Here is a 19,938-nt window from a genome sequence, read left to right as displayed (position 1 = left end):
AAATCCGCGCAGGCGCAAGGGGTCTATCATCGATGGGGCAGCTCATGACCTGGGGCAGATTCACTTCTCGATCGGGACAATACGGGTGGTCCATCGGATTGTGAGCGGCGTTCAGAGATCGTGATGCTGGCCGAATCCCACTGTTCACCGTCTGAATGGACTTCGGATCTTGCGGAGGCTTCCTTCAGGGCTGCCTTCCAATCCCTGCGGTCCCCTGTCCTGATGGTCGATCCCCAGGGTCAGGCCCCGATTACTTTTGCCAATCAGGCGTTCTTCGACCTGACCGGCTATTCCCGTGACGAGGTGCTCGGCACAAGCTGGAGGCTTCTTCAGGCCCCTGGCGCGAGTTCGGGTTCCTCGACCGCGATCGAGACCGCCCTGCGTCGCGGGGAGGCTTTCGAAACCGAGTTTCTTGGCCGCCGGAAGGACGGATCCTCGTTCTGGAGCTCGTTCGCCCTGTCGCCCGTCCATGATGAGGCAGGCCGGCTTCGGTGCGTCACAGTACTCCTGAACGATGCGGCCGCCCAAGACCGCATCGGCACGAAGCAGGCTTTGGAGGAGCAGATCGAGCGCCGAACCGCGGATCTCCGGGCGGCGCTCGAGCGGAAGACGACGCTACTCCATGAGGCCGAGCATCGGGCCAAGAACTCTCTCCAGATGGCGGCCTCCCTGGTTCTCCTGAAAGCGCGGCGTCTCCAGGATCCGGAGGCGCGAAAGGCCCTGCAGGAGGTTGCCGAGCGGGTCAGTGCGCTCTCGGCCGCGCACCGGTTGCTCTATGAAGCAGGGGATGCGAGCCGGTTCAACGTGCAGGAATTTACCTGCGAACTCGCCGGGGAGCTGATCGCAACCTTGCCGAAGGGGCAGGTCGATCTCGATCTCCAGGTCCAGTCTCTCGGCATTCCGGCGCCCAAGGCGGCAGCCCTCGCTCTTCTGCTCAACGAGGTCATTGGCAATGCCGTTAAGCATGCTTTTCCGCACGGGCGGCAGGGACGATTGACGATCGAGATCGGACGGACCGACAACGGTCTGAAAATTGCCGTCGAGGACGACGGCGTGGGCCTTGATCATTCACCTGCGCCTGAAGGCAGCTTTGGGAAAACCTTGATCACCATGTTGGTCCATCAGTTGAAGGGACGGTTGACTTGGCACGATCGCGAGCCAGGTACACGCGCTGAGATCGTGATGCCCGTCGATGCGGAGGAGATTCAGTTTGAGTAGCGAGAAGCCGTTGCGCATCCTCGTCGTCGAGGATGAGATCCTGATCGCGCTCGAACTCGAAAGCCTGCTGCAGGACCTGGGCCATGATGTTGTGGGGATCGCGGCCTCCTCCGAGGACGCCCTTGCTCTCGGCCAGGAGCTCAAGCCCGACCTCGCCTTTGTCGATATTCACCTGGCCGACGGGCCGACAGGTGTCGACGTAGCGCGCCATCTCGCCGCCCAGCACCAGGTCACGGTGCTGTTCATGACAGCCAATGCCAAGCGCGTCCCGGAGGATTTCGCCGGAGCCTGGGGCGTCATCGCCAAGCCCTATACGGAACGCGGCGTCCGCGAAGCCTTGAGCTATGTCATGGCAGGACAACACCGCGAACCTAACGACACCCGGACGGTGACCTTCGTCCCTTTCGGCGCAGCCCCTCGCGAGCGTAGCTCCCAGGTTTCCTAGTCGCTCCCGGCTACCTCTGCGCCTTGAGTCGGTAGAGCGCCTCGAGCGCCTCTCGCGGCGTCATCGCGTCAGGATCCAAGGCATCGAGCGCCTCCCGCAAAGCATCCTGCTTCGGAGCCGGCGCGGGCTCGGCACGAATTGGAACAGCGAAGAGTGGCAGGTCGTCGAGAAGCGCGCGCTTCGGTGCCTCGCGATCCGACTTTTCCAGCTCGCTCAAGATCGTCTTCGCCCGCTCGACGACGGGTGTGGGCAGGCCTGCAAGGCGCGCGACTTGGAGACCATAGGAGCGGTCGGCGGCACCGGGCACGACCTCGTGCAGGAACACCACCTCGCCGTTCCATTCGGTCACCTTCAGGGTCGCGTTGGAAATGCGCGTCATCCGCTCGGCGAGCGCCGTCAGCTCGTGAAAGTGGGTGGCGAACAGTGCCCGGCAGCGGTTTGTCTCGTGCAGGTGCTCGATGGCCGCCCAGGCGATGGAGAGGCCGTCGAAGGTGGCGGTGCCGCGGCCGATCTCGTCGAGGATGACGAGCGAGTGCGAGGTCGCCTGATTGAGGATCGCGGCCGTTTCCACCATCTCGACCATAAAGGTCGAGCGGCCTCGTGCCAGATCGTCGGCGGCGCCTACGCGGGAGAAAAGCCGGTCGACGATGCCGATATGGGCCTCCTTCGCGGGAACGTAGGATCCCATCTGCGCCAGCACTACGATCAGCGCGTTCTGGCGCAGATAGGTGGACTTGCCGCCCATGTTCGGGCCGGTGATCAGGAGAATGTGGCCGGCGTCCTTCCCTGAGAGATCCGAATCGTTGGCGATGAACGGAGTGCCCTCGCGCTTGAGCGCCGCCTCGACCACCGGGTGGCGGCCGCCCTTGATCGTGAAGGCGAGGCTGGTGTCGACGACAGGCCTCGTCCAGTCGAGACGCATGGCGAGATCGGCAAGAGAAGCGGTCACGTCGATGACCGCGATGGCCTCGGCGGCAGCTGCCACATCGGCCGCGAGATCGAGCAGCGCCTGCACCATCTCGTCGAACAGGGCGAGTTCGATCTTCAGGGCCCGGTCGGCCGCAGACGCGATTTTCGATTCGAGCTCGCCCAGCTCCACCGTCGAGAAGCGCATGGCGCCCGCCATGGTCTGGCGGTGGACGAAGGTGTCCTTGAACGGCTCCTTCAGCAGGTCCTCGCCCACATTCTGCGGCACCTCCACGAAGTAGCCGATCATGTGGTTGTGCTTGACGCGCAAGGTCCGGCAGCCGGTCTCGGTGGCGTAGCGCGCCTGGAGGGCGGCGATGAAGCGGCGGGAGTCCTGCTGGAGCTCGCGCAGCTCGTCGAGGGTGGGATCGAAGCCTGCCCGGATGAAGCCGCCATCGCGCTTGAGCAGAGGCAGGTCGTCGGCAAGCGCCGCCGCAAGCCGGTCTGCCACGTCCGTGCGCAGGCCCTGGAGCACCTGCGCGGCCTCCGACAGCTCTCTCGGCAGATTGGGCGCGATCGCCAGTTCGAGACCGAGTTCGCGGGCCGCGAACAGGCCGTCACGCACGCAGGCCAGATCCCGCGGTCCGCCGCGGCCCAGGCTTAGGCGCGAGAGCGCCCGCGCCAGATCGGGCGAGCGCTTGAGAATGCGCCGCAGGCGGTCGCGCAGGTCGCTGTTCTCGACGAGAGTCGTGACGGAATCCTGCCGGTCGCGGATCTGCCCCGGATGGGTGAGGGGGCCGGCGAGCCGCTCGGCGAGCAGCCGGGCGCCGCCCGGCGTAACCGTGCAGTCGATGGTCGCAAGCAGGCTGCCCGCCCGCTCGCCGGACAGGGTGCGGGTGAGTTCCAGATTGGCCCGGGTCGCTGCATCGATGGCGAGCGCCGCTCCGGAGGTATCCCGGGCGGGCGGGTTCAGCGCCGGGCGGCTGTCGATCTGCGTCTTCTCCACATAGAAAAGCGCGCTGCCTGCCGCCGTGATCTCGGCCGGGCTGAAGGCCCCGAAGGCATCGAGGGTTGCGACACCGAAATAGTCCTTCAGCCGGCGCTCAGCCGAGGCCGGGTCGAGCCCGTCGCGGGAGAGCGGCGTAATGGAGGCGCGGGTCTCCTGCCAGAAGCCCATGAGCTCGGGGTCGTCATGAATGACGTCCGGCACCAGGATCTCGCGCGGTTCGAAGCGGGCGATCTCGGCGGAAAGGCCTGTCCCGTCGGTCTCGCTCAGGACGAAATGGCCTGTGGATATGTCGACGGCGGCAAGGCCGTAGCACCATTGGGTGTCCGAGGCGCGGCGGCGGGCGATTGCCAGCAGATAATTGGCCCGTCCGGGCTCGAGCAGGCGCTCCTCGGTGATCGTCCCCGGGGTAACGAGGCGGACCACGTCACGCCGCACGACGGATTTGGCCCCCCGCTTCTTCGCCTCCGCCGGATCCTCGGTCTGCTCGCAGACCGCAACCCGGTGGCCGAGGCCGATCAGTCGTTGCAGATAATCGTCCGCCCGTTCCACGGGCACGCCGCACATGGGAATGTCCTGCCCCTGGTGCTTGCCGCGCTTGGTCAGCACGATCCCGAGCGCCTGGCTGGCGATTTCCGCATCCTCGAAGAACAGTTCGTAGAAGTCGCCCATCCGGTAGAACAGCAGGCTGTCCGGGTTGGCCGCCTTGATCTCGATATACTGCGCCATCATGGGGGTGACGCGGCTGTCCTGCCCGGGCGCGGATGCCGGCGCGGGGTTCGACGGGGAGGTCTCGGTGGACTTATAGGCGGCTTGGGACGACATCCGCCCTGTGTAGCAAAGCCGGCTCGTCCTTTCATCCGTGTCATGGGGTCCAAAGGGCGGATGTGGACAAGTCTTGAGGAAGCTGCCTCCTATGCCTTAAGGTCGCATCCCCCTTTGGAAACGCCCCAGATCAAAAGAAACCATATCTCATGACCGACGATCAGCGCCCGATCCGCAGCAAACGCCCCACCTTCACCGACCAGGAGGCGCTGCAGTTCCACGCCCAGGGACGGCCTGGCAAGCTCGAGGTCGTTCCGACCAAGCCCATGGCGACCCAGCGCGATCTGTCGCTCGCTTATTCGCCGGGCGTCGCGGTGCCTGTGCTGGCCATCGCGGAAAATCCGTCCTGCGCCTTCGACTACACCACCCGCTCCAACATGGTGGCGGTGATTTCGAACGGAACCGCGATCCTCGGCCTCGGCAATCTCGGCGCCCTTGCGTCGAAGCCGGTGATGGAGGGCAAGTCGGTGCTCTTCAAGCGCTTCGCCGACGTGGATTCCATCGATCTCGAGGTCGACACGGAGGACGCGGACGCCTTCATCAACTGCGTACGCTATCTCGGCCCGTCCTTCGGCGGCATCAATCTCGAGGACATCAAGGCGCCGGAATGCTTCATCATCGAGGAGCGCCTGCGGGAATTGATGGACATTCCGGTTTTCCATGACGATCAGCACGGCACGGCGATCATCGCGGCGGCAGGTCTCATCAACGCTCTGCATCTGACCGGCCGCGACATGGCGAAGACCAGGCTCGTGGTGAACGGTGCTGGCGCCGCCGGCATCGCTTGCACCGAGCTTCTGAAGGCCATGGGCTTTGCGCCCAACAACGTCATTCTCTGCGACACCAAGGGCGTGATCTACAAGGGCCGCACCGAGGGCATGAACCAGTGGAAATCAGCCCATGCGGCCGAGACGAACGCCCGCACCCTGGCGGATGCGCTCAACGGTGCCGATGCGGTGTTCGGCCTCTCGGCCAAAGGCGCGTTCACGGACGAGATGATCCGCTCCATGGCGCCCAATCCGATCATCTTCGCCATGGCCAATCCCGACCCCGAAATCACCCCTGAGGAAGTAGCGCGCATCCGCGACGACGTGATCATCGCCACGGGTCGCTCCGATTACCCGAACCAGGTCAACAACGTCCTCGGGTTTCCTTACATCTTCCGCGGAGCGCTCGACGTTCAGGCGACGACGATCAACATGGAGATGAAGATTGCTGCCGCCCAGGCACTGGCGGAACTCGCCCGGGAGGATGTCCCAGACGAGGTGGCGGCCGCCTATCAGGGCTCGCGTCCGCGCTTCGGGCGCGAATACATCATCCCCGTGCCGTTCGATCCGCGCCTGATCCACACGATTCCCATGGCCGTGGCAAAGGCCGCCATGGATACGGATGTCGCGCGCCGTCCCATCGTCGACATGCGGTCCTACAAGGCACAGCTCTCCGCCCGGCGCGATCCGGTGGCCGGCACGCTCAACCGCATCTTCGAGCGTGTGCGCAAGTTCCCGAAGCGGGTGGTGTTCGCCGAGGGCGAGGAGGAACAGGTGATCCGCGCCGCCCTGTCCTTCGTCAACCAGGGGCTCGGCAAGGCCATTCTTGTCGGCCGCGAGGATCGCATCCAGGAAACGGCCATGCAGGCCGGCATCGAGCTCGAGGGCCGCGAGGGCATCGAGATCCACAACGCGCGCCTGTCGCACCGCAATGCGACCTATGCGCAGTTCCTCTACGAGCGCCTGCAGCGCAAGGGCTATCTGTTCCGCGACTGCCAGCGCATGATCAACCAGGACCGCAACCACTTTGCCGCCTCCATGGTGGCCCTGGGCGACGCGGACGCCATGGTGACGGGCGCGACGCGCAACTACTCCACGGCGCTTGCCGATGTGCGCCACGTGATCGATGCCAAGCCCGGCCATCGCGTCATCGGCGTTTCCCTGTGTCTCGCCCGTGGCCGCACGGTTCTGGTGGCGGATACGGCCATTCACGAGATGCCGAGCGCCCAGGAGCTTGCTGAGATCGCCATCGAATCCGCCGGTGTGGCGCGCCGTCTCGGCTATGAGCCGCGCGTGGCGCTGCTCTCGTTCTCCACCTTCGGTCATCCCAAGGCGGAGCGCGCGGAGAAGATCCAGGAGGCCGTGGAGATCCTCGACGGGATGCGGGTCGATTTCGAATATGACGGCGAGATGTCCGCCGACGTGGCGCTCAACCGGGACGTGATGGCGCAATACCCGTTCTGCCGTCTCACGGGACCGGCGAACGTCCTCGTCATGCCGGCGTTCCATTCGGCGTCGATCTCGACCAAGATGCTGCAGGAGCTCGGCGGTGCGATGGTGCTGGGCCCGCTCGTGGTGGGCCTCGACAAGCCGGTGCAGATCGTCTCCCTCGGCGCGACCGACAACGACATCGTCAACATGGCGGCGCTCGCGGCCTACAATATTGGCGGGTAAGGACCGCTTGCGGGCTCATTCCATGCTGTCGTGGAGAGAGCCCGCTTCTGGGCCTGCCAAGCTTCGGCTTCGGTTCAGATCTGGCCTGTCCGGTCGTCCGGATTTCGGGGGCTGACTGTCAAACTTGAGAGTGGCGAAGGTGTCGCTGGCAGGCTAAACACCCCGAGAAGACCGAAGGAAAGTGTCTGGACCATGGGGCAGCCTACAATAGTCGTGTTCGATATCGGCAATGTTCTGCTGCGCTGGGATCCGCGCAATCTCTACCGCCGGATCTTCGACGACGAGGAGGAGATGGAGTGGTTCCTCTTCCATGTCTGCACCCATGACTGGAACGTGGAGCAGGACCGGGGTCGCGATTGGGACGAGGCCGTGGCTCTTCTTGTCAAGGATCACCCGAAGCACGAGACCCAGATTCGCGCCTTCCACGAGCGCTGGGACGAGACCGTGTCCGGCGTCTTCGAGGATCGTGTCGCCCTGCTGCTGCGTTTGCGGGAAGCCGGTGTGCCGAATTACTGCATCACGAACTTCTCCGGCCCCAAGTTCATCCGATCCCAAAAACGCTTCCCGTTCCTGGCCGGGTTCGACGGGATCATCGTGTCCGGCGACGAGCGCCTCCTGAAGCCCGACCCCGCCATCTACCACCTCCTGCTCGACCGGTATGGGCTTGTCGCCGGCGATTGCGTGTTCATCGACGATTCCGGGGCCAACGTGGAGGCTGCCCGCGCCGTTGGCATGCATGCGATCCACTGCGTCGAGGGGACCGATCTCGCCGCGGAGCTGCGGGGATATGGCTTTCCGGTGTGATGACTGGCTTGCTCTCCCGGCCCGCTTGAGCCATCAGGCGGCATGCGGGTTTTCGACACCTCCCTTCCTATCGACGCCGTCCTTGAGGATCTGACGGCGAGCCTTCGCGCGCGCGCCAACGCCGTGCTCGTTGCCCCTCCCGGCGCGGGCAAGACCACCCGAGTGCCACTGGTGCTGCTCGACGAGCCCTGGGTGAATGGCGGAAAGCTCATCGTGCTGGAGCCGCGACGCCTGGCTGCGAGGGCGGCTGCAGCGCGCATGGCGCAGACGCTGGGCGAGGCGGTTGGAGAGACCGTGGGCTTGCGCGTCCGCTTGGGATCCAAGATCAGCCGCCGGACCCGGATCGAGGTGGTGACCGAGGGCGTCTTCGCCCGCATGATCCTGGACGATCCGTCTCTCGACGGAGTCGCGGCGGTTCTCTTCGATGAATTTCACGAGCGCTCCCTCGATGCGGATCTCGGCCTCGCGCTCGCTCTCGATGCTCAGGGGGGCTTGAGAGAGGATCTCCGCCTCCTGATCATGTCCGCAACGCTCGATGGCGCGCGCGTGGCGACGCTTTTGAGCGAGGCGCCCGTCGTCGAATCCGAGGGCCGCGCTTATCCGGTCGAGACGCGCTATCTCGGACGCGATCCAAGTAAACGCATCGAGGAGCAGGTGGCAGATGCGGTCACCCGCGCCCTGCGAGCCGAGAGCGGCTCCCTGCTGGTCTTCCTGCCGGGGCAGGGGGAGATCCGCCGGGTCGAGACCCTGCTGCGCGAGCGCATCGGCGATCCCGCGGTCGACATCGCGCCCCTCTATGGCGCCCTGGAGCGCGGCGAGCAGGATCTCGCGGTCAGTCCGGCCAAGCCTGGGCGTCGCAAGGTGGTGCTCGCCACCTCCATTGCCGAGACCTCGCTCACCATCGAAGGCGTGCGGGTCGTGATCGATTCAGGGCTCGCTCGGGTACCGCTCTACGAGCCGAATATCGGCCTCACGCGGCTCGAAACCGTGCGCGTCTCCCGCGCGGCCGCCGACCAGCGCCGGGGCCGAGCGGGCCGTACGGAGGCTGGCGTCTGCTACCGCCTCTGGGAGGAGGCTGCCACCGGCGCGCTGGAGCCGTTCGGGCGGCCCGAGATCCTCTCGGCCGATCTCGCGCCGCTGCTGCTCGACTGCGCCGCCTGGGGCGTCACCGATCCAACGTCGCTGGCCTTCCTCGATCCGCCGCCCGCGCCGGCCCTGAAGGAAGCGCGAACGCTCCTCCAGCAACTCGGCGCCCTCAATGGGGAGGGGCGCATTACGGATATGGGCCGACGCCTGCGCGATCTGCCTCTGCCGCCGCGTCTGGCCAGGATGATCCTGGCCGCGGGCGAAAGCGGACAGGCCCGCGAAGCCGCCGATCTTGCGGCCGTGCTCGTCGAACGCGGTCTGGGGGGCGATGTCGTCGATCTCGCGGATCGCGTCGAGCGCTTCCGGCGCGACCGCTCGGGCCGTGCTCAGGACATGAGGCGCATGGCAGACGGGTGGGCCAAGGGCGGTGAGCCTGCATCCGCCGGCGAGCCGCATTCCCTTGGTGCGCTGCTGACGCTGGCCTATCCTGACCGGGTTGCGAAGGCTCGGGGCAAGACAGGTGAATATCTCATGGCCAATGGCCGCGGTGCCGTGCTCGAAGCGCATGAACGGTTGGCGCAGGAGCCCTATCTCGCCATCGCCGAGATCGCCGGCGGTGCCGCATCGGCGCGCATTCTGGCTGCCGCGGCTTTGACGCCGGACGAAATCGACAGCCTGTTCCGCGAGGCCATCGAGCAGCGTGACGAGATCGTCTTCGACCGGCAAGCCAAGGCGCTGCGGGCGCGCGGCGTCCGTCGCCTTGGGGCCTTGGTCCTGAATGAGCGCCCCCTGAAAGTTCCGGCCACGGAGGAGGCCGCGCGGGCATTGGCCGAAGGTCTCGTGTCCCTCGGGCTCGAGGCCCTGCCGTGGTCGAAGGCGCTTGCGCAATGGCGCGAGCGCGTGATGTTCCTGCGCAGGGCCGAGGGCGAGGAATGGCCGGACCTGTCCGACGAAGCCTTGAACCGGACGGCCGGGGAATGGCTGGCGCCTCATCTCGTGGGACGAAGCGGCCTGACCGATATCGGTCCCGATCTGCTGAGCGAGGCCCTGCGCGCTCTGCTGCCCTGGAACCTGCAGCGGCGTCTCGATGCCGAGGCCCCGACCCATGTCGAGGTGCCCACCGGTTCTCAGATTCCGGTTGATTATGGTGCGGAGGAGGGGCCTGTTCTCGCCGTGCGGGTGCAGGAACTGTTCGGGCTCGACAAGCATCCCACCATCGCAGCCGGGCGCGTGCCGCTCATCCTGCACCTCCTTTCCCCAGCCCAGCGTCCGATTCAGATCACCCGCGATCTGCCGGGATTCTGGCGCGGCTCCTGGGCGGCGGTACGGGCCGACATGCGCGGGCAGTATCCCAAGCATCCCTGGCCGGAGGATCCGCTTACCGCGCCGGCGACGCGGCGCGCCAAGCCGCGCGGGACGTAAGGCTCAATTCCTGTCTAGTCCGGTCGACCCGCGTCGAAGCCGGCATGGTAGGCAGCCACGCCTTCGGGCTCGGCGCCGTTGAAACTCAGGCGCTGGAAATACTCCGGAGGCACATCGCCGTAGCGCAGCTTCGGGTCGCTGACGAAGCCGAAGCGCCGGTAATAGGCCGGGTCGCCAAGCAGCACGCAGCCTTCCGCACCGGCAGCTCGGAGGCGCTCAAGTCCGTCCCGAATGAGCGCTTGCCCGATCCCGCGTCGCTGTTCCCCAGGCTCGACCGAGACGGGCCCCAATCCGAACCAGCGGCCGGCCTCACCATTGATGGTGATCGGCGAGAACGCCACGTGGCCGATGATGCGTCCGTGGTCCTCAGCGACGAGAGAAAGTGTCAGTGCGCCCGCATCCCGGAGCGCATCGACGATGGCAGCCTCCGTGCCGCTGCTGTAGGGCGCACCTTTGAATGCAGCGACCGTGACCGCTCGTATCGAGGGGATGTCCTCGGCAATCTCCGGGCGTATGACCATGACTAATCCCGGAACGACTCGATGAGCCGTTCCGCCGTGGCGGGATTGAGCGCCATGGGGATGTTGTAGACCAGGGCCAGGCGCATCAGGGCCTTCACGTCCACGTCGTGCGGGTGCGGGGAGAGCGGATCGACGAAGAAGAAGAGCGCGTCGATCTTTCCCTCGGCGATCATCGCGCCGATCTGCTGATCGCCGCCGAGAGGGCCGCTTTTGAGCCGGGTGACGGACAGGGACGGGCAGCGCTCCATCACGCGTCCGCCGGTGGTGCCGGTGGCAAAGAGGGCGAAGGGGCGAATGTCGTCTTCATACATGGCCACGAAGTCTGCCATGTCGTCCTTCTTGGCGTCGTGGGCCACGAGCGCAAGCGTCAATTGCTTCATGGGGTGAGACAGCTCAATTGCTCCAGCGATCACGCCACTGCATCTCGCCGGCCATGCAGTTGGTGCGCGGAGGGGACTGAATGCGGTTGATCAGGGGCTGCTGAGGCATGAGATTGGCGATTTCCAGCAGGATCTTGGTCTTGATCGCCTCGATGAACTGATCGCGTTCACGGACGGGAACCGTGAAAGCGCCCTGGCCGCCGATGACGCAGTCCTTGTAATAGATGTCGAGATCCGGGATGTCGAGGTAACCCGGCTGGCGCAGCATGATCGGAAGGCCGTTGATGGTGATGCCCTTGGCCAAGGCCGCGTCACGGGCTTCGAGCACGAGCCGTCCCTGATTGTTGGGCCCGTCCCCTGAGATATCGATGACCCGCCGCGTCGCGTTCAACCCGCTTTCATCGAGAAGCTTCACGCTGAAATCGATGGCGCTGGAAATCGATGTCCGCTGCGCCCGGCGCAGGGGCGTGGACGCGATCTTGTCCGCGAAGGCCATCAGGCTCTCGGAATTGTCCAGGATCGTCCAGGGAACGATCACCTTCTGGTCCGGCGAGCCGGCCCATTCCATGTAGGTCACGGCGATCCTGCCGAGCATCCCGCCGCGGATCGCATCGTGGACGAGCTTGGAACGAAAGGCCTGGGCGAAGCCCTCCCGCTGCAGGGCCTGCTCGTCCGTGTCCATCGAGAAGGAGATGTCGACGGCGACGACGAGGGCGAGGTCGACCTCCGTCTCGGCCTGAGCCGCGTTGGGCGCAGCCAGAAGCGCCCAGAGACAAGCCAGTCCCGCGGCAAGGCGGATGAAGCCGGAACGAACCATCGGTATCTCCTTGTCGGGAGCCGGGTTGGTCTTCGAAGTGTGCCAGCTTCTGAAAGTAAGGCAAGGAGAGGCCGGGACCAGGGGGCCTATGAACGCTTGCGTTCCACAAGATCGAGCGCGGCTTGGAAGGCGCCTTCGGCATCCAGATGCGTCGTGTCGAGGGTCATGGCGTCCGCGGCGGCTTTCAGCGGGGCGGTGCTGCGGTTCATGTCGCGCTCGTCCCGGCGGCGAATGTCCACGAGAATGGTCTCGTATTCCGCCTGCTCGCCCCGGCTCAACAGCTCCCGGTGACGGCGCCGCGCCCGCTCCTCGGGTGCTGCGGTGATGAAGAGCTTCACCTGGGCATCGGGGCAGACCACCGTCCCGATGTCCCGTCCATCCAGCACGGCGCCCGGTTGCTGGGCGGCGAACTGGCGCTGGAAGGCGAGCAGGGCATCCCGCACCGGCTGATAGGCGGAGACCACGGACGCGGCCTCGCCCATGGCGGCACCGCGCAGGCGGGAATCGTCCTCCAGGTGGCGGACGTCCAAGTTCTGGGCTATCTGCGTCGCGGCGTCCCGGTCGGCGAGCGGGATGTCCTGATCCATGAGCACGCGGGCGACGGCCCGGTAGAGCAGGCCGGTGTCGAGATGGGCGAAGCCGTAATATTCGGCCAGGCGCTTGCCCAGGGTACCCTTGCCCGAGGCGGCGGGACCGTCGATGGCGATGATCATAGGCTTCCTCAATCCTGGATCGTGGCGCCAAGCTCGCGCATGAGCGGGATGAAGGAAGGGAAGCTCGTCGCGATCATGGCGCCGTCGTCGACCGTCATCGGCTGGGCCGTCGCCAGCCCCATGACCAGGAACGACATGGCGATGCGGTGGTCGAGATGGGTCGCCACCGGATTGCCGCCGCCGCGGACCTTGCCGGCCGAGCCATGGACGAGGAGGTCGTCGCCCTGGATCTCATGCTCGATGCCGGCCTCCGCGAGTCCGGCCGCAACGGCCGCGAGGCGGTCGGATTCCTTCACGCGCAGTTCGTGGAGCCCCTGCATGCGGGTCGTGCCTTCGGCGAAGGAGGCCGCGACCGCCAGGATCGGGTACTCGTCGATCATGGCCGGGGCCCGGGCATGGGGAACCGTGACCCCGGTGAGGCGGCTGTGGCGGACTCGCAGGTCCGCGACCGTCTCGCCGCCCTCGTCCCGCTCGTTCAGGCGCTCGATGGAGGCTCCCATCTCGATCAGGGTCGTGATGAGCCCGGTGCGCAGGGGGTTCATCATCACGCCCTCGATCACCACGTCCGACCCAGGGGTGATCAGGGCCGCCACCAGAGGGAAGGACGCAGAGGAGGGGTCGGTCGGCACCACGATATCCGTGCCGCGCAGCTCGGGCTGGCCCTGGAGGGTGATGGCTCGGCCGTCGGCGCCGTGAGGGGCGATTTCGACGCTGGCCCCGAAATGGCGCAGCATCCGCTCCGTGTGGTCGCGGGTCGCCTCGCGCTCGATGACGGTGGTCCGGCCGGGGGAGTTGAGGCCGGCGAGCAGGATCGCCGACTTGATCTGAGCCGAGGCCGCCGGGGTCTCGTAGGTGATCGGGATAGTCTCTTTCGGGCCGCGCAAGGTCAGCGGAACCCGTCCGCCCTCCGCCTCGCTCACCACACTCACGCCCATACGGGTCAGCGGGTCGAGGATCCGGCGCATGGGGCGCTTACGCAGGGAGGCGTCGCCATCGAAGGTCGAGGTGATCGGGTGGCTTCCGGCCACGCCCATCATGAGGCGCGAGCCGGTGCCCGCATTGCCGAAATCGAGAACGTCCTTGGGCTCCGTTAGGCCGCCGATGCCCACGCCCACGATCCGCCAGCGACCGGGGGCCTCGCGGGTAATGGTGGCTCCGAGCGCCCGGCAGGCTTCCGCGGTGCGCAGCACGTCGTCACCCTCGAGCAGCCCCTCGACCCGGGTCTCGCCGATCGAGAGCAGCCCGAAAATCATGGAACGGTGCGAGATCGATTTGTCGCCCGGGACGCGGATGCGCCCCTTCAGGGGCGTTCCAGACCTGCTGGCGACCGGGGATGGCGATCCGTGCGCGTGCGACATTTTCGGGTTCCTTGAGACTTCTTATCCGGGCGGGCTCCTAACACGGGGTTTTCCCGCCGTCACGCGCAAGCTGGCGCAGGCCCGGAGCTCTCTTGCAATTTCCTATTTGACAAGGCATCCCCTCACGACTAACGGAGCGTTCCCAACCATTCACTTCCAAAGGCAATCACCCGTGGCCAAACCGGAACTCGGCTTGAAGCGCCAGTGCATGAGCTGCGGCGCAAAATTCTACGATCTCAACAGGGACCCGGCCGTCTGCCCGAAATGCGGCACGGTGTTCCAGGCGACGGCTCTGAGCCGGGTTGCTGCTCCCGTGGTGGCCCGCGCCGCCACCCCCGACGACGACGAGACCGAAATCGAATCGACCGGGCCGGAAATGGTCTCCCTCGACGAGGTCGAGGCCGGTGAGAACGAGAAGGACATCCCGGTCGACGACGATATCGACGTGGGCGACGATGTGGCCGATGACGACACCTTCCTCGAGGACGAGGAAGAAGGCGACGACGACGTGTCGGACCTGATCGACAGCGATCTGGAAGACGACGAAGAGGCTTGAACCTCGAAGCAGAGGCGACTATAGAGACGCCTCTGCCGAAACAGCAGACCGCTGCGGTGCCCAACCACCGTGGATTCAAATGGGGCCATAGCTCAGCTGGGAGAGCGCTTGCATGGCATGCAAGAGGTCGGCGGTTCGATCCCGCCTGGCTCCACCAAATTCCAAAAAAAGCCGCCGCTCAGGCGGCTTTTTTGTTGCGAGAACTCATCCGGAATGCCGGGATCTACTTCTAAAGCATAGGATTTGGACCAATCATTCGTCCTTTTTCTCATGGAGCGGATGATGATCTTCATTTTTAGTCGCAGCGCCTTAAGCTAAGGCAGTGTCCTTTAGCCACCGAAAGCGGGAACGATGACGCGCGTCCAGACGAACGGCCTCCAGGTCGCACCGGTTCTTCACGATTTCATCGAACGGGAGGCGCTTGCCGGCACGGGGCTGTCGAGCGCCGTCTTCTGGAGCGGCCTGGCCGGGCTCGTCCGGGACTTCGCGCCGCGGGACAGGGAGCTCCTCGCCGTCCGGGACAAGATCCAGGCCCAGATCGACGAATATCACCGCAACCGGGCCGGCAAGGCCTTCGACCAAGCGGATTACGAGCGCTTCCTGCGCGACATCGGCTACGTGCTGCCCGAGCCGGAGGACTTTGCCGTCCAGACGCAGCATGTGGACGACGAGATCGCCCGGATCGCCGGCCCACAGCTCGTGGTGCCCGTCTCCAATGCCCGCTATGCGCTCAATGCCGCTAATGCCCGCTGGGGCAGCCTCTACGATGCGCTCTACGGCACCGACGCCATTCCCGATGAGGACGGCGTGACCCGGTCGGGCGGCTACAACAAGGCCCGCGGCGCCAAAGTGGTGGAGCGTGCCCGCGAGGTGCTGGACCGGGCGGCGCCGCTCGCCGGAGGAAGTCACCGGGATGCCATCGCCTACGCCGACCAGGGCGGGGCCCTCGTTGTGACGCTCCAGGACGGCACCGAGACCGGCCTGATCGATCCGACCCAGTTCATCGGCTACCAGGGCGAGGCGGCCAATCCGACCTCCGTACTCCTGCGCCACAACAACCTGCACCTGGACATCCGGATCGACCGCTCCCATCCGATCGGCGCCGAGGATCCGGCCGGCATCGCCGACGTGGTGCTGGAATCGGCCGTCTCTACCATCATGGACCTGGAGGACTCGGTTGCGGCGGTGGATGCGGAGGACAAGGTGCAGGTCTACCGCACGTGGCTCGGGCTCATGAAGGGCGATCTCGCGGAGAGCTTCGAGAAGGGTGGCAGGACGATCGAGCGCCGCCTCAACCCGGACCGCGTCTACACCATGCCGAACAGCGGCGAGCTGCGCCTGCACGGGCGCAGCCTCATGCTGGTGCGCAATGTCGGCCACCACATGTTCACCGATGCGGTCTTGGACGAGGAAGGGCAGGAGATTCCCGAGACCATCCTCGATGCCGTCGTCACCTCGCTGATCGCCATCCACGACCTCAAGGGTCAGGGGCCGATCCGCAACAGCCGCGCGGGCTCTGTCTATATCGTGAAGCCCAAGATGCACGGACCGGACGAGGTCGCCTTTGCCAACGACCTGTTTGCTGCCGTCGAGGACATGCTGGGGCTCACGCGCAACACGCTGAAAATGGGCATCATGGACGAGGAGCGGCGCACCTCGGTCAACCTCAAGGCCTGCATCAAGGCTGCAAGCGAGCGTATCGTGTTCATCAACACGGGCTTCCTGGATCGCACCGGCGACGAGATCCACACCTCCATGGAAGCCGGTCCCATGATCCGCAAGAACGACATGAAGTCGACCGCTTGGATCAAGGCCTACGAGGACAACAACGTGGATGTGGGCCTCGCCTGCGGCCTGCCCGGCAAGGCGCAGATCGGCAAGGGCATGTGGGCGGCGCCCGACAAGATGGCCGACATGCTCTCCCAGAAGATCGGCCATCCGCAGGCCGGCGCCAGCACCGCCTGGGTGCCGTCGCCCACCGCCGCGACGCTCCATGCGCTGCATTACCATGAGATCGACGTTCCCGTGCGCCAGGAGGAGTTGAAGGAGCGTCCACGCGCGAAGCTCTCCGACATCCTGACCATTCCGGTGTCGCAATCGAACTGGGCCCCGGATGCGGTGCAGCAGGAACTCGACAACAATTGCCAGGGCATTCTCGGCTACGTGGTGCGCTGGGTCGACCAGGGGGTCGGCTGCTCCAAGGTGCCTGACATCCACGATGTCGGGCTGATGGAAGACCGCGCGACCTTGCGCATTTCGAGCCAGCACCTTGCCAACTGGCTGCGCCACAGCATCGTGTCGAAGGACCAGGTGATGGAGACCCTGCGCCGCATGGCGGCGGTGGTGGACCGGCAGAACGGAGGGGATCCGCTCTATCGCCCGATGACGCCCAAATTCGAGGGGCCCGCTTGGAACGCCGCCTGCGATCTGATCTTCAAGGGTGCAGAACAGCCCAACGGCTATACCGAATGGATCCTGCACGCCCGGCGCCGCGAGGCCAAGGCCGCAGGAGCGCCGGACCGCGCTGAGGAAAGCGGCGTTAGAACGAAGAGGAAATAGAGCGAAAAGGGCGTCATGGTCGCGGCGCCCTTTTCGTTCAATCGTTCTGATCGGCCGTGGCAGGCGCGAGCGCATCGACCGTGCCGCCGATCAGGTTGCGGCTCAGAAGATGCTCGGTCGTGAGCGCAAAGCGAACGGGCGTGAGATTCGCCGGCAGGGCCGCGATCCAGTCCTTCAGCCGGCGCGCGGCCGCGAGGGCCTCATCCCGCTCCACCGCCCTGAAGCGCACGCTCGTGCCCGGGCGCAACTGCGCGAAACGCGCAAGGTCCGCGCTGATCACGGTGGCGATTTTCGGGTAGCCTCCGGCCGTCTGGCGGTCGCGCATCAGCACGATGGGCTGGCCGCTGCCCGGCACCTGAATATGGCCGTCCACGATGCCGTCCGAGACGATGTTGAAACCCTTGGCGTGCTCAAGGCGCGGTCCGCTGAGCTGGAATCCCATTCGGTCAGCCTGCGGGCTGACGGTGAATTCACTTTCCAGGAGCAAGGAAATAGTTTCCAGCGTGAAATAATCGTCCTGCGGACCCATCATCACGCGGATCGGGCCGCTCTCCTCCAGAGGATCGACCGGCAGCTGCATCGGCTCGCGATCCTGGGCTTCGGCCCGACAGGGAAGGCGATCTCCCGCCTTGAGCGGGGCTCCCTTCAGGCCGCCGAGCCGGGAGCGCAGATGAAATGACAGGCTCCCGAGCTCTGGCTCGACGGCAAAGCCTCCGGCCACGGCGAGGTAAGCGAAGGTGCCGTTTCGCGGATGCCCCACCTCCAGGCTCTGCCCTTCTTGGAGGAACACCGAGGTCTGGGGAGCGACAGGTGTTCCGTCGATGCTCAAGATGCAGCCTGCGCCGACAAGCGCCACATGAAGATCTCCGCCCTCGCAGGTGAAGCCGCCGCCGAGATTCATGAACTCGATGGCCGCAGTCTCCGGTGGATTGCCGACGAGCGCATTCGCCATGGCCAGCGCCCGACGGTCCATGGCGCCAGAAGGGGAGACACCGAAGCCCTGGTAGCCGATGCGCCCGCGGTCCTGCAGGGAGGTCATCGGACCGCAGGATGTCACCACAAGGCTCGTCATCGGCGCACCTCCTCGGCCACGGGGTCGCCCGCCCGAACGGCCTTCTCCAAAGCCTCCCAGCGCGAGGCATCGACAGGCTCGAACACGATCTCGTCGCCGGCCGCGAACAGGAAGACCGGATCGCGTCCCGGCGCATAGGGCCGAACGGGCGTCAGGCCCAGATTGTGCCAGCCGCTCGGCATGTCCATGGGGGCGATGCCCGCCTGCTCGCCGCCGATCATGATCGTGCCGGCCGGGATCTTGGCGCGCGGATGGAGGCGGCGCGACGTGGCGATTCGCTTGTCGAGACCGCCGAGATAGGTGAAGCCCGGCAGGAAGCCGATCATGTAGATGCGGTAGATTGCCGACGAATGGATCTCGATCACCTGGTTCGGGGTCAGGCCGTGCAGGCTCGCCACTTCCTCGAGATCGATGCCGTACTCGCCGCCATAGACGACCGGCACGCGCCAGCGCCGGCCGACCGCGTTGTGGGGCGCAAGATCCTTCGTCGCCTCGCTCAGGAGCCTGACCAGGGCATCGTAATCGGTTGCAACCGGATCGAATTGGACGGTGAGGGAGCGATAGGTCGGCACTGTTTCGATCAGGCCGGCCGGGGGGCTGGCTCGGATGATGTCATCCAGGGCCAGAACCAGGCCGTTGATGTCTGGATCGATCGTTGTGCCGAACTCGACAGTCACGGCGCTGTCGCCGCAGGGAAGTATTTTCGGTGTCGGCACGATGCACCTGTTGACGTTCCGGACGGCCCGGTATCCCGCATCTCATATTGCGGGCGATCCGGCAACGGGGCCGTGATCCCATGGGCCATGCATCGGGAGCAGATGAGGGCCCTGCCTGAGGATCAGCCCGCCATGCTTCTTTTTGCTAGGCTCAACCTCGCGATACCCTTCGTGCTATGCCAACTGTGAGATGACGCCTGAAGCCCAGGCCCAAGCGGAGTAGATCATGATTTTGACATCCAAGACAGCGGTCGTGACGGGCTCGACCAGCGGCATCGGCCTCGCCATTGCCCGGGCTCTCGCCAAGGAGGGGGCCAATGTGGTCATCAACGGCTTCGGCGATGCGGGCGAGATCGAGACGACGCGTGCCGGCATCGAGAGCGAGTTCGGCGTCAAGGCGGTCTATTCGCCGGCCGACATGTCGAAGCCGCACGAGATCGAGGAGATGATCCGCCTCGCTGAGCGGACCTTCGGCGGCGTCGACATCCTCGTCAACAATGCGGGCATTCAGTTCGTCTCACCGGTGGAAAACTTCCCGGTCGAGAAGTGGGACCAGATCATCGCCATCAATCTCTCATCCGCCTTCCACGCGATCCGCGCCGCGGTGCCGGGCATGAAGGCCCGCAAATGGGGCCGCATCATCAACACGGCCTCGGCCCATTCCCTCGTCGCCTCGCCGTTCAAGTCGGCCTATGTGGCGGCCAAGCACGGCATCGCCGGCCTCACCAAGACGGTGGCGCTGGAAGTGGCGACCGACGGCATCACCGTCAACTGCATCAGCCCCGGCTATGTGTGGACGCCCCTCGTCGAGAAGCAGATCCCCGACACCATGAAAGCGCGCAACATGACCAAGGAGCAGGTGATCAACGACGTGCTCCTGGAAGCCCAGCCCACCAAGCAGTTCGTGACCGTCGACCAGGTGGCGGCGCTGGCCGTGTTCCTGTGTTCCGACGCGGCGAGCCAGATGTCCGGCGCCAACCTGTCGATGGACGGCGGTTGGACGGCGAAGTAGGGCATGTCGTCATTCTGGCTTCCGCTTTGCTATGCCCGGAATGAACCCTCTCCCGTCATCACCGGCCTTGTGCCGGTGATC

The 19,938-nt window shown here is 65.6% G+C and carries 16 protein-coding genes and 1 tRNA gene; 9 read left to right on the top strand and 8 right to left on the bottom strand.

The features are described 5' to 3' along the window. Positions 1-123: 123 nt before the first annotated feature. Together VB672_RS11010 and VB672_RS11005 are read left to right on the top strand one after the other, a co-directional pair. On the top strand, positions 124-1,218 hold the full coding sequence (locus tag VB672_RS11010; protein ID WP_329784233.1) for a sensor histidine kinase: 1,095 nt from the start codon (positions 124-126) through the stop codon (positions 1,216-1,218). Beyond that, a complete protein-coding gene (locus VB672_RS11005) occupies positions 1,211-1,663 on the top strand; it encodes a response regulator (protein ID WP_442931987.1) in 453 nt (150 codons plus the stop codon). The genes VB672_RS11010 and VB672_RS11005 overlap by 8 nt, the downstream gene beginning before the upstream one ends. 10 nt (positions 1,664-1,673) lie before the next feature. On the opposite strand, the gene mutS is transcribed toward VB672_RS11005, so the two are convergent. Continuing rightward, the gene (gene mutS, locus VB672_RS11000; protein WP_329784231.1) at positions 1,674-4,400 is read right to left on the bottom strand and encodes a DNA mismatch repair protein MutS; all 2,727 of its coding nucleotides are present in this window, start codon (positions 4,398-4,400) and stop codon (positions 1,674-1,676) included. A 149-nt stretch (positions 4,401-4,549) separates the two neighbouring features. On the opposite strand from mutS, the gene VB672_RS10995 reads away from it, so the two are divergent. The 3 genes from VB672_RS10995 to hrpB all read left to right on the top strand — a co-directional run bounded on the left by VB672_RS10995 (position 4,550) and on the right by hrpB (position 10,153). Further along, positions 4,550-6,841, top strand: a complete 2,292-nt coding sequence (locus VB672_RS10995; RefSeq protein WP_329784230.1) for an NADP-dependent malic enzyme — start codon at positions 4,550-4,552, stop codon at positions 6,839-6,841. A gap of 192 nt (positions 6,842-7,033) precedes the next feature. Beyond that, on the top strand, positions 7,034-7,645 hold the full coding sequence (locus VB672_RS10990) for an HAD family hydrolase (RefSeq protein ID WP_329784229.1): 612 nt from the start codon (positions 7,034-7,036) through the stop codon (positions 7,643-7,645). Between the two features lie 42 nt (positions 7,646-7,687). After that, entirely contained in the window at positions 7,688-10,153 is a 2,466-nt protein-coding gene (gene hrpB / locus VB672_RS10985; protein ID WP_329784228.1) for an ATP-dependent helicase HrpB, read from the top strand. A 14-nt stretch (positions 10,154-10,167) separates the two neighbouring features. Here hrpB and VB672_RS10980 read toward each other — a convergent pair whose 3' ends face one another. The 5 genes from VB672_RS10980 to aroA form a co-directional block, all read right to left on the bottom strand. Beyond that, a complete protein-coding gene (locus VB672_RS10980; RefSeq protein ID WP_329784227.1) occupies positions 10,168-10,674 on the bottom strand; it encodes a GNAT family N-acetyltransferase in 507 nt (168 codons plus the stop codon). Positions 10,675-10,676: 2 nt separating this feature from the next. Next, entirely contained in the window at positions 10,677-11,054 is a 378-nt protein-coding gene (locus VB672_RS10975) for a methylglyoxal synthase (protein ID WP_329784226.1), read from the bottom strand. A gap of 13 nt (positions 11,055-11,067) precedes the next feature. Further along, positions 11,068-11,871: a DUF1194 domain-containing protein gene (locus VB672_RS10970; protein ID WP_329784225.1), complete on the bottom strand. Its 804-nt coding sequence runs from the start codon at positions 11,869-11,871 to the stop codon at positions 11,068-11,070. An 86-nt stretch (positions 11,872-11,957) separates the two neighbouring features. After that, positions 11,958-12,584, bottom strand: a complete 627-nt coding sequence (cmk, locus tag VB672_RS10965) for a (d)CMP kinase (protein ID WP_329784224.1) — start codon at positions 12,582-12,584, stop codon at positions 11,958-11,960. 8 nt (positions 12,585-12,592) lie between these two features. Next, positions 12,593-13,942 (bottom strand): 3-phosphoshikimate 1-carboxyvinyltransferase, encoded by a 1,350-nt coding sequence (aroA, locus tag VB672_RS10960; RefSeq protein ID WP_329784223.1) that lies wholly within the window; start codon positions 13,940-13,942, stop codon positions 12,593-12,595. 172 nt (positions 13,943-14,114) lie between these two features. Here aroA and VB672_RS10955 point away from each other — a divergent pair, with 172 nt between their 5' ends. The 3 genes from VB672_RS10955 (at position 14,115) to VB672_RS10945 (ending at position 17,057) form a co-directional block, all read left to right on the top strand. Further along, positions 14,115-14,498 carry a TIGR02300 family protein gene (locus VB672_RS10955; protein WP_329784222.1) on the top strand — a complete coding sequence of 128 codons (384 nt, stop codon included), beginning with the start codon at positions 14,115-14,117 and terminating at the stop codon, positions 14,496-14,498. Between the two features lie 81 nt (positions 14,499-14,579). Next, positions 14,580-14,655 (top strand) — tRNA-Ala (locus VB672_RS10950). Positions 14,656-14,849: 194 nt separating this feature from the next. Then, positions 14,850-17,057 (top strand): malate synthase G, encoded by a 2,208-nt coding sequence (locus tag VB672_RS10945; protein ID WP_329784221.1) that lies wholly within the window; start codon positions 14,850-14,852, stop codon positions 17,055-17,057. Positions 17,058-17,094: 37 nt separating this feature from the next. Here the strand turns inward: VB672_RS10945 and VB672_RS10940 are convergent, their stop codons facing one another. After that, on the bottom strand, positions 17,095-18,129 hold the full coding sequence (locus tag VB672_RS10940; protein ID WP_329784220.1) for a biotin-dependent carboxyltransferase family protein: 1,035 nt from the start codon (positions 18,127-18,129) through the stop codon (positions 17,095-17,097). Continuing rightward, complete coding sequence (pxpB, locus tag VB672_RS10935) at positions 18,126-18,845, bottom strand: 5-oxoprolinase subunit PxpB (RefSeq protein WP_329784219.1); 720 nt, start codon at positions 18,843-18,845, stop codon at positions 18,126-18,128. The genes VB672_RS10940 and pxpB overlap by 4 nt, the downstream gene beginning before the upstream one ends. 226 nt (positions 18,846-19,071) lie before the next feature. Here pxpB and VB672_RS10930 point away from each other — a divergent pair, with 226 nt between their 5' ends. Next, positions 19,072-19,857, top strand: coding sequence for a 3-hydroxybutyrate dehydrogenase (locus VB672_RS10930; protein ID WP_329784218.1), 786 nt, complete (start codon positions 19,072-19,074; stop codon positions 19,855-19,857). Positions 19,858-19,938 lie beyond the last annotated feature (81 nt).

The organism is Microvirga sp. CF3016 (assembly GCF_036314085.1).
Lineage (GTDB): Bacteria > Pseudomonadota > Alphaproteobacteria > Rhizobiales > Beijerinckiaceae > Microvirga.
Note: the sequence above shows the minus strand (reverse complement) of the source record. Positions and strands in the feature narration are given on the sequence as shown.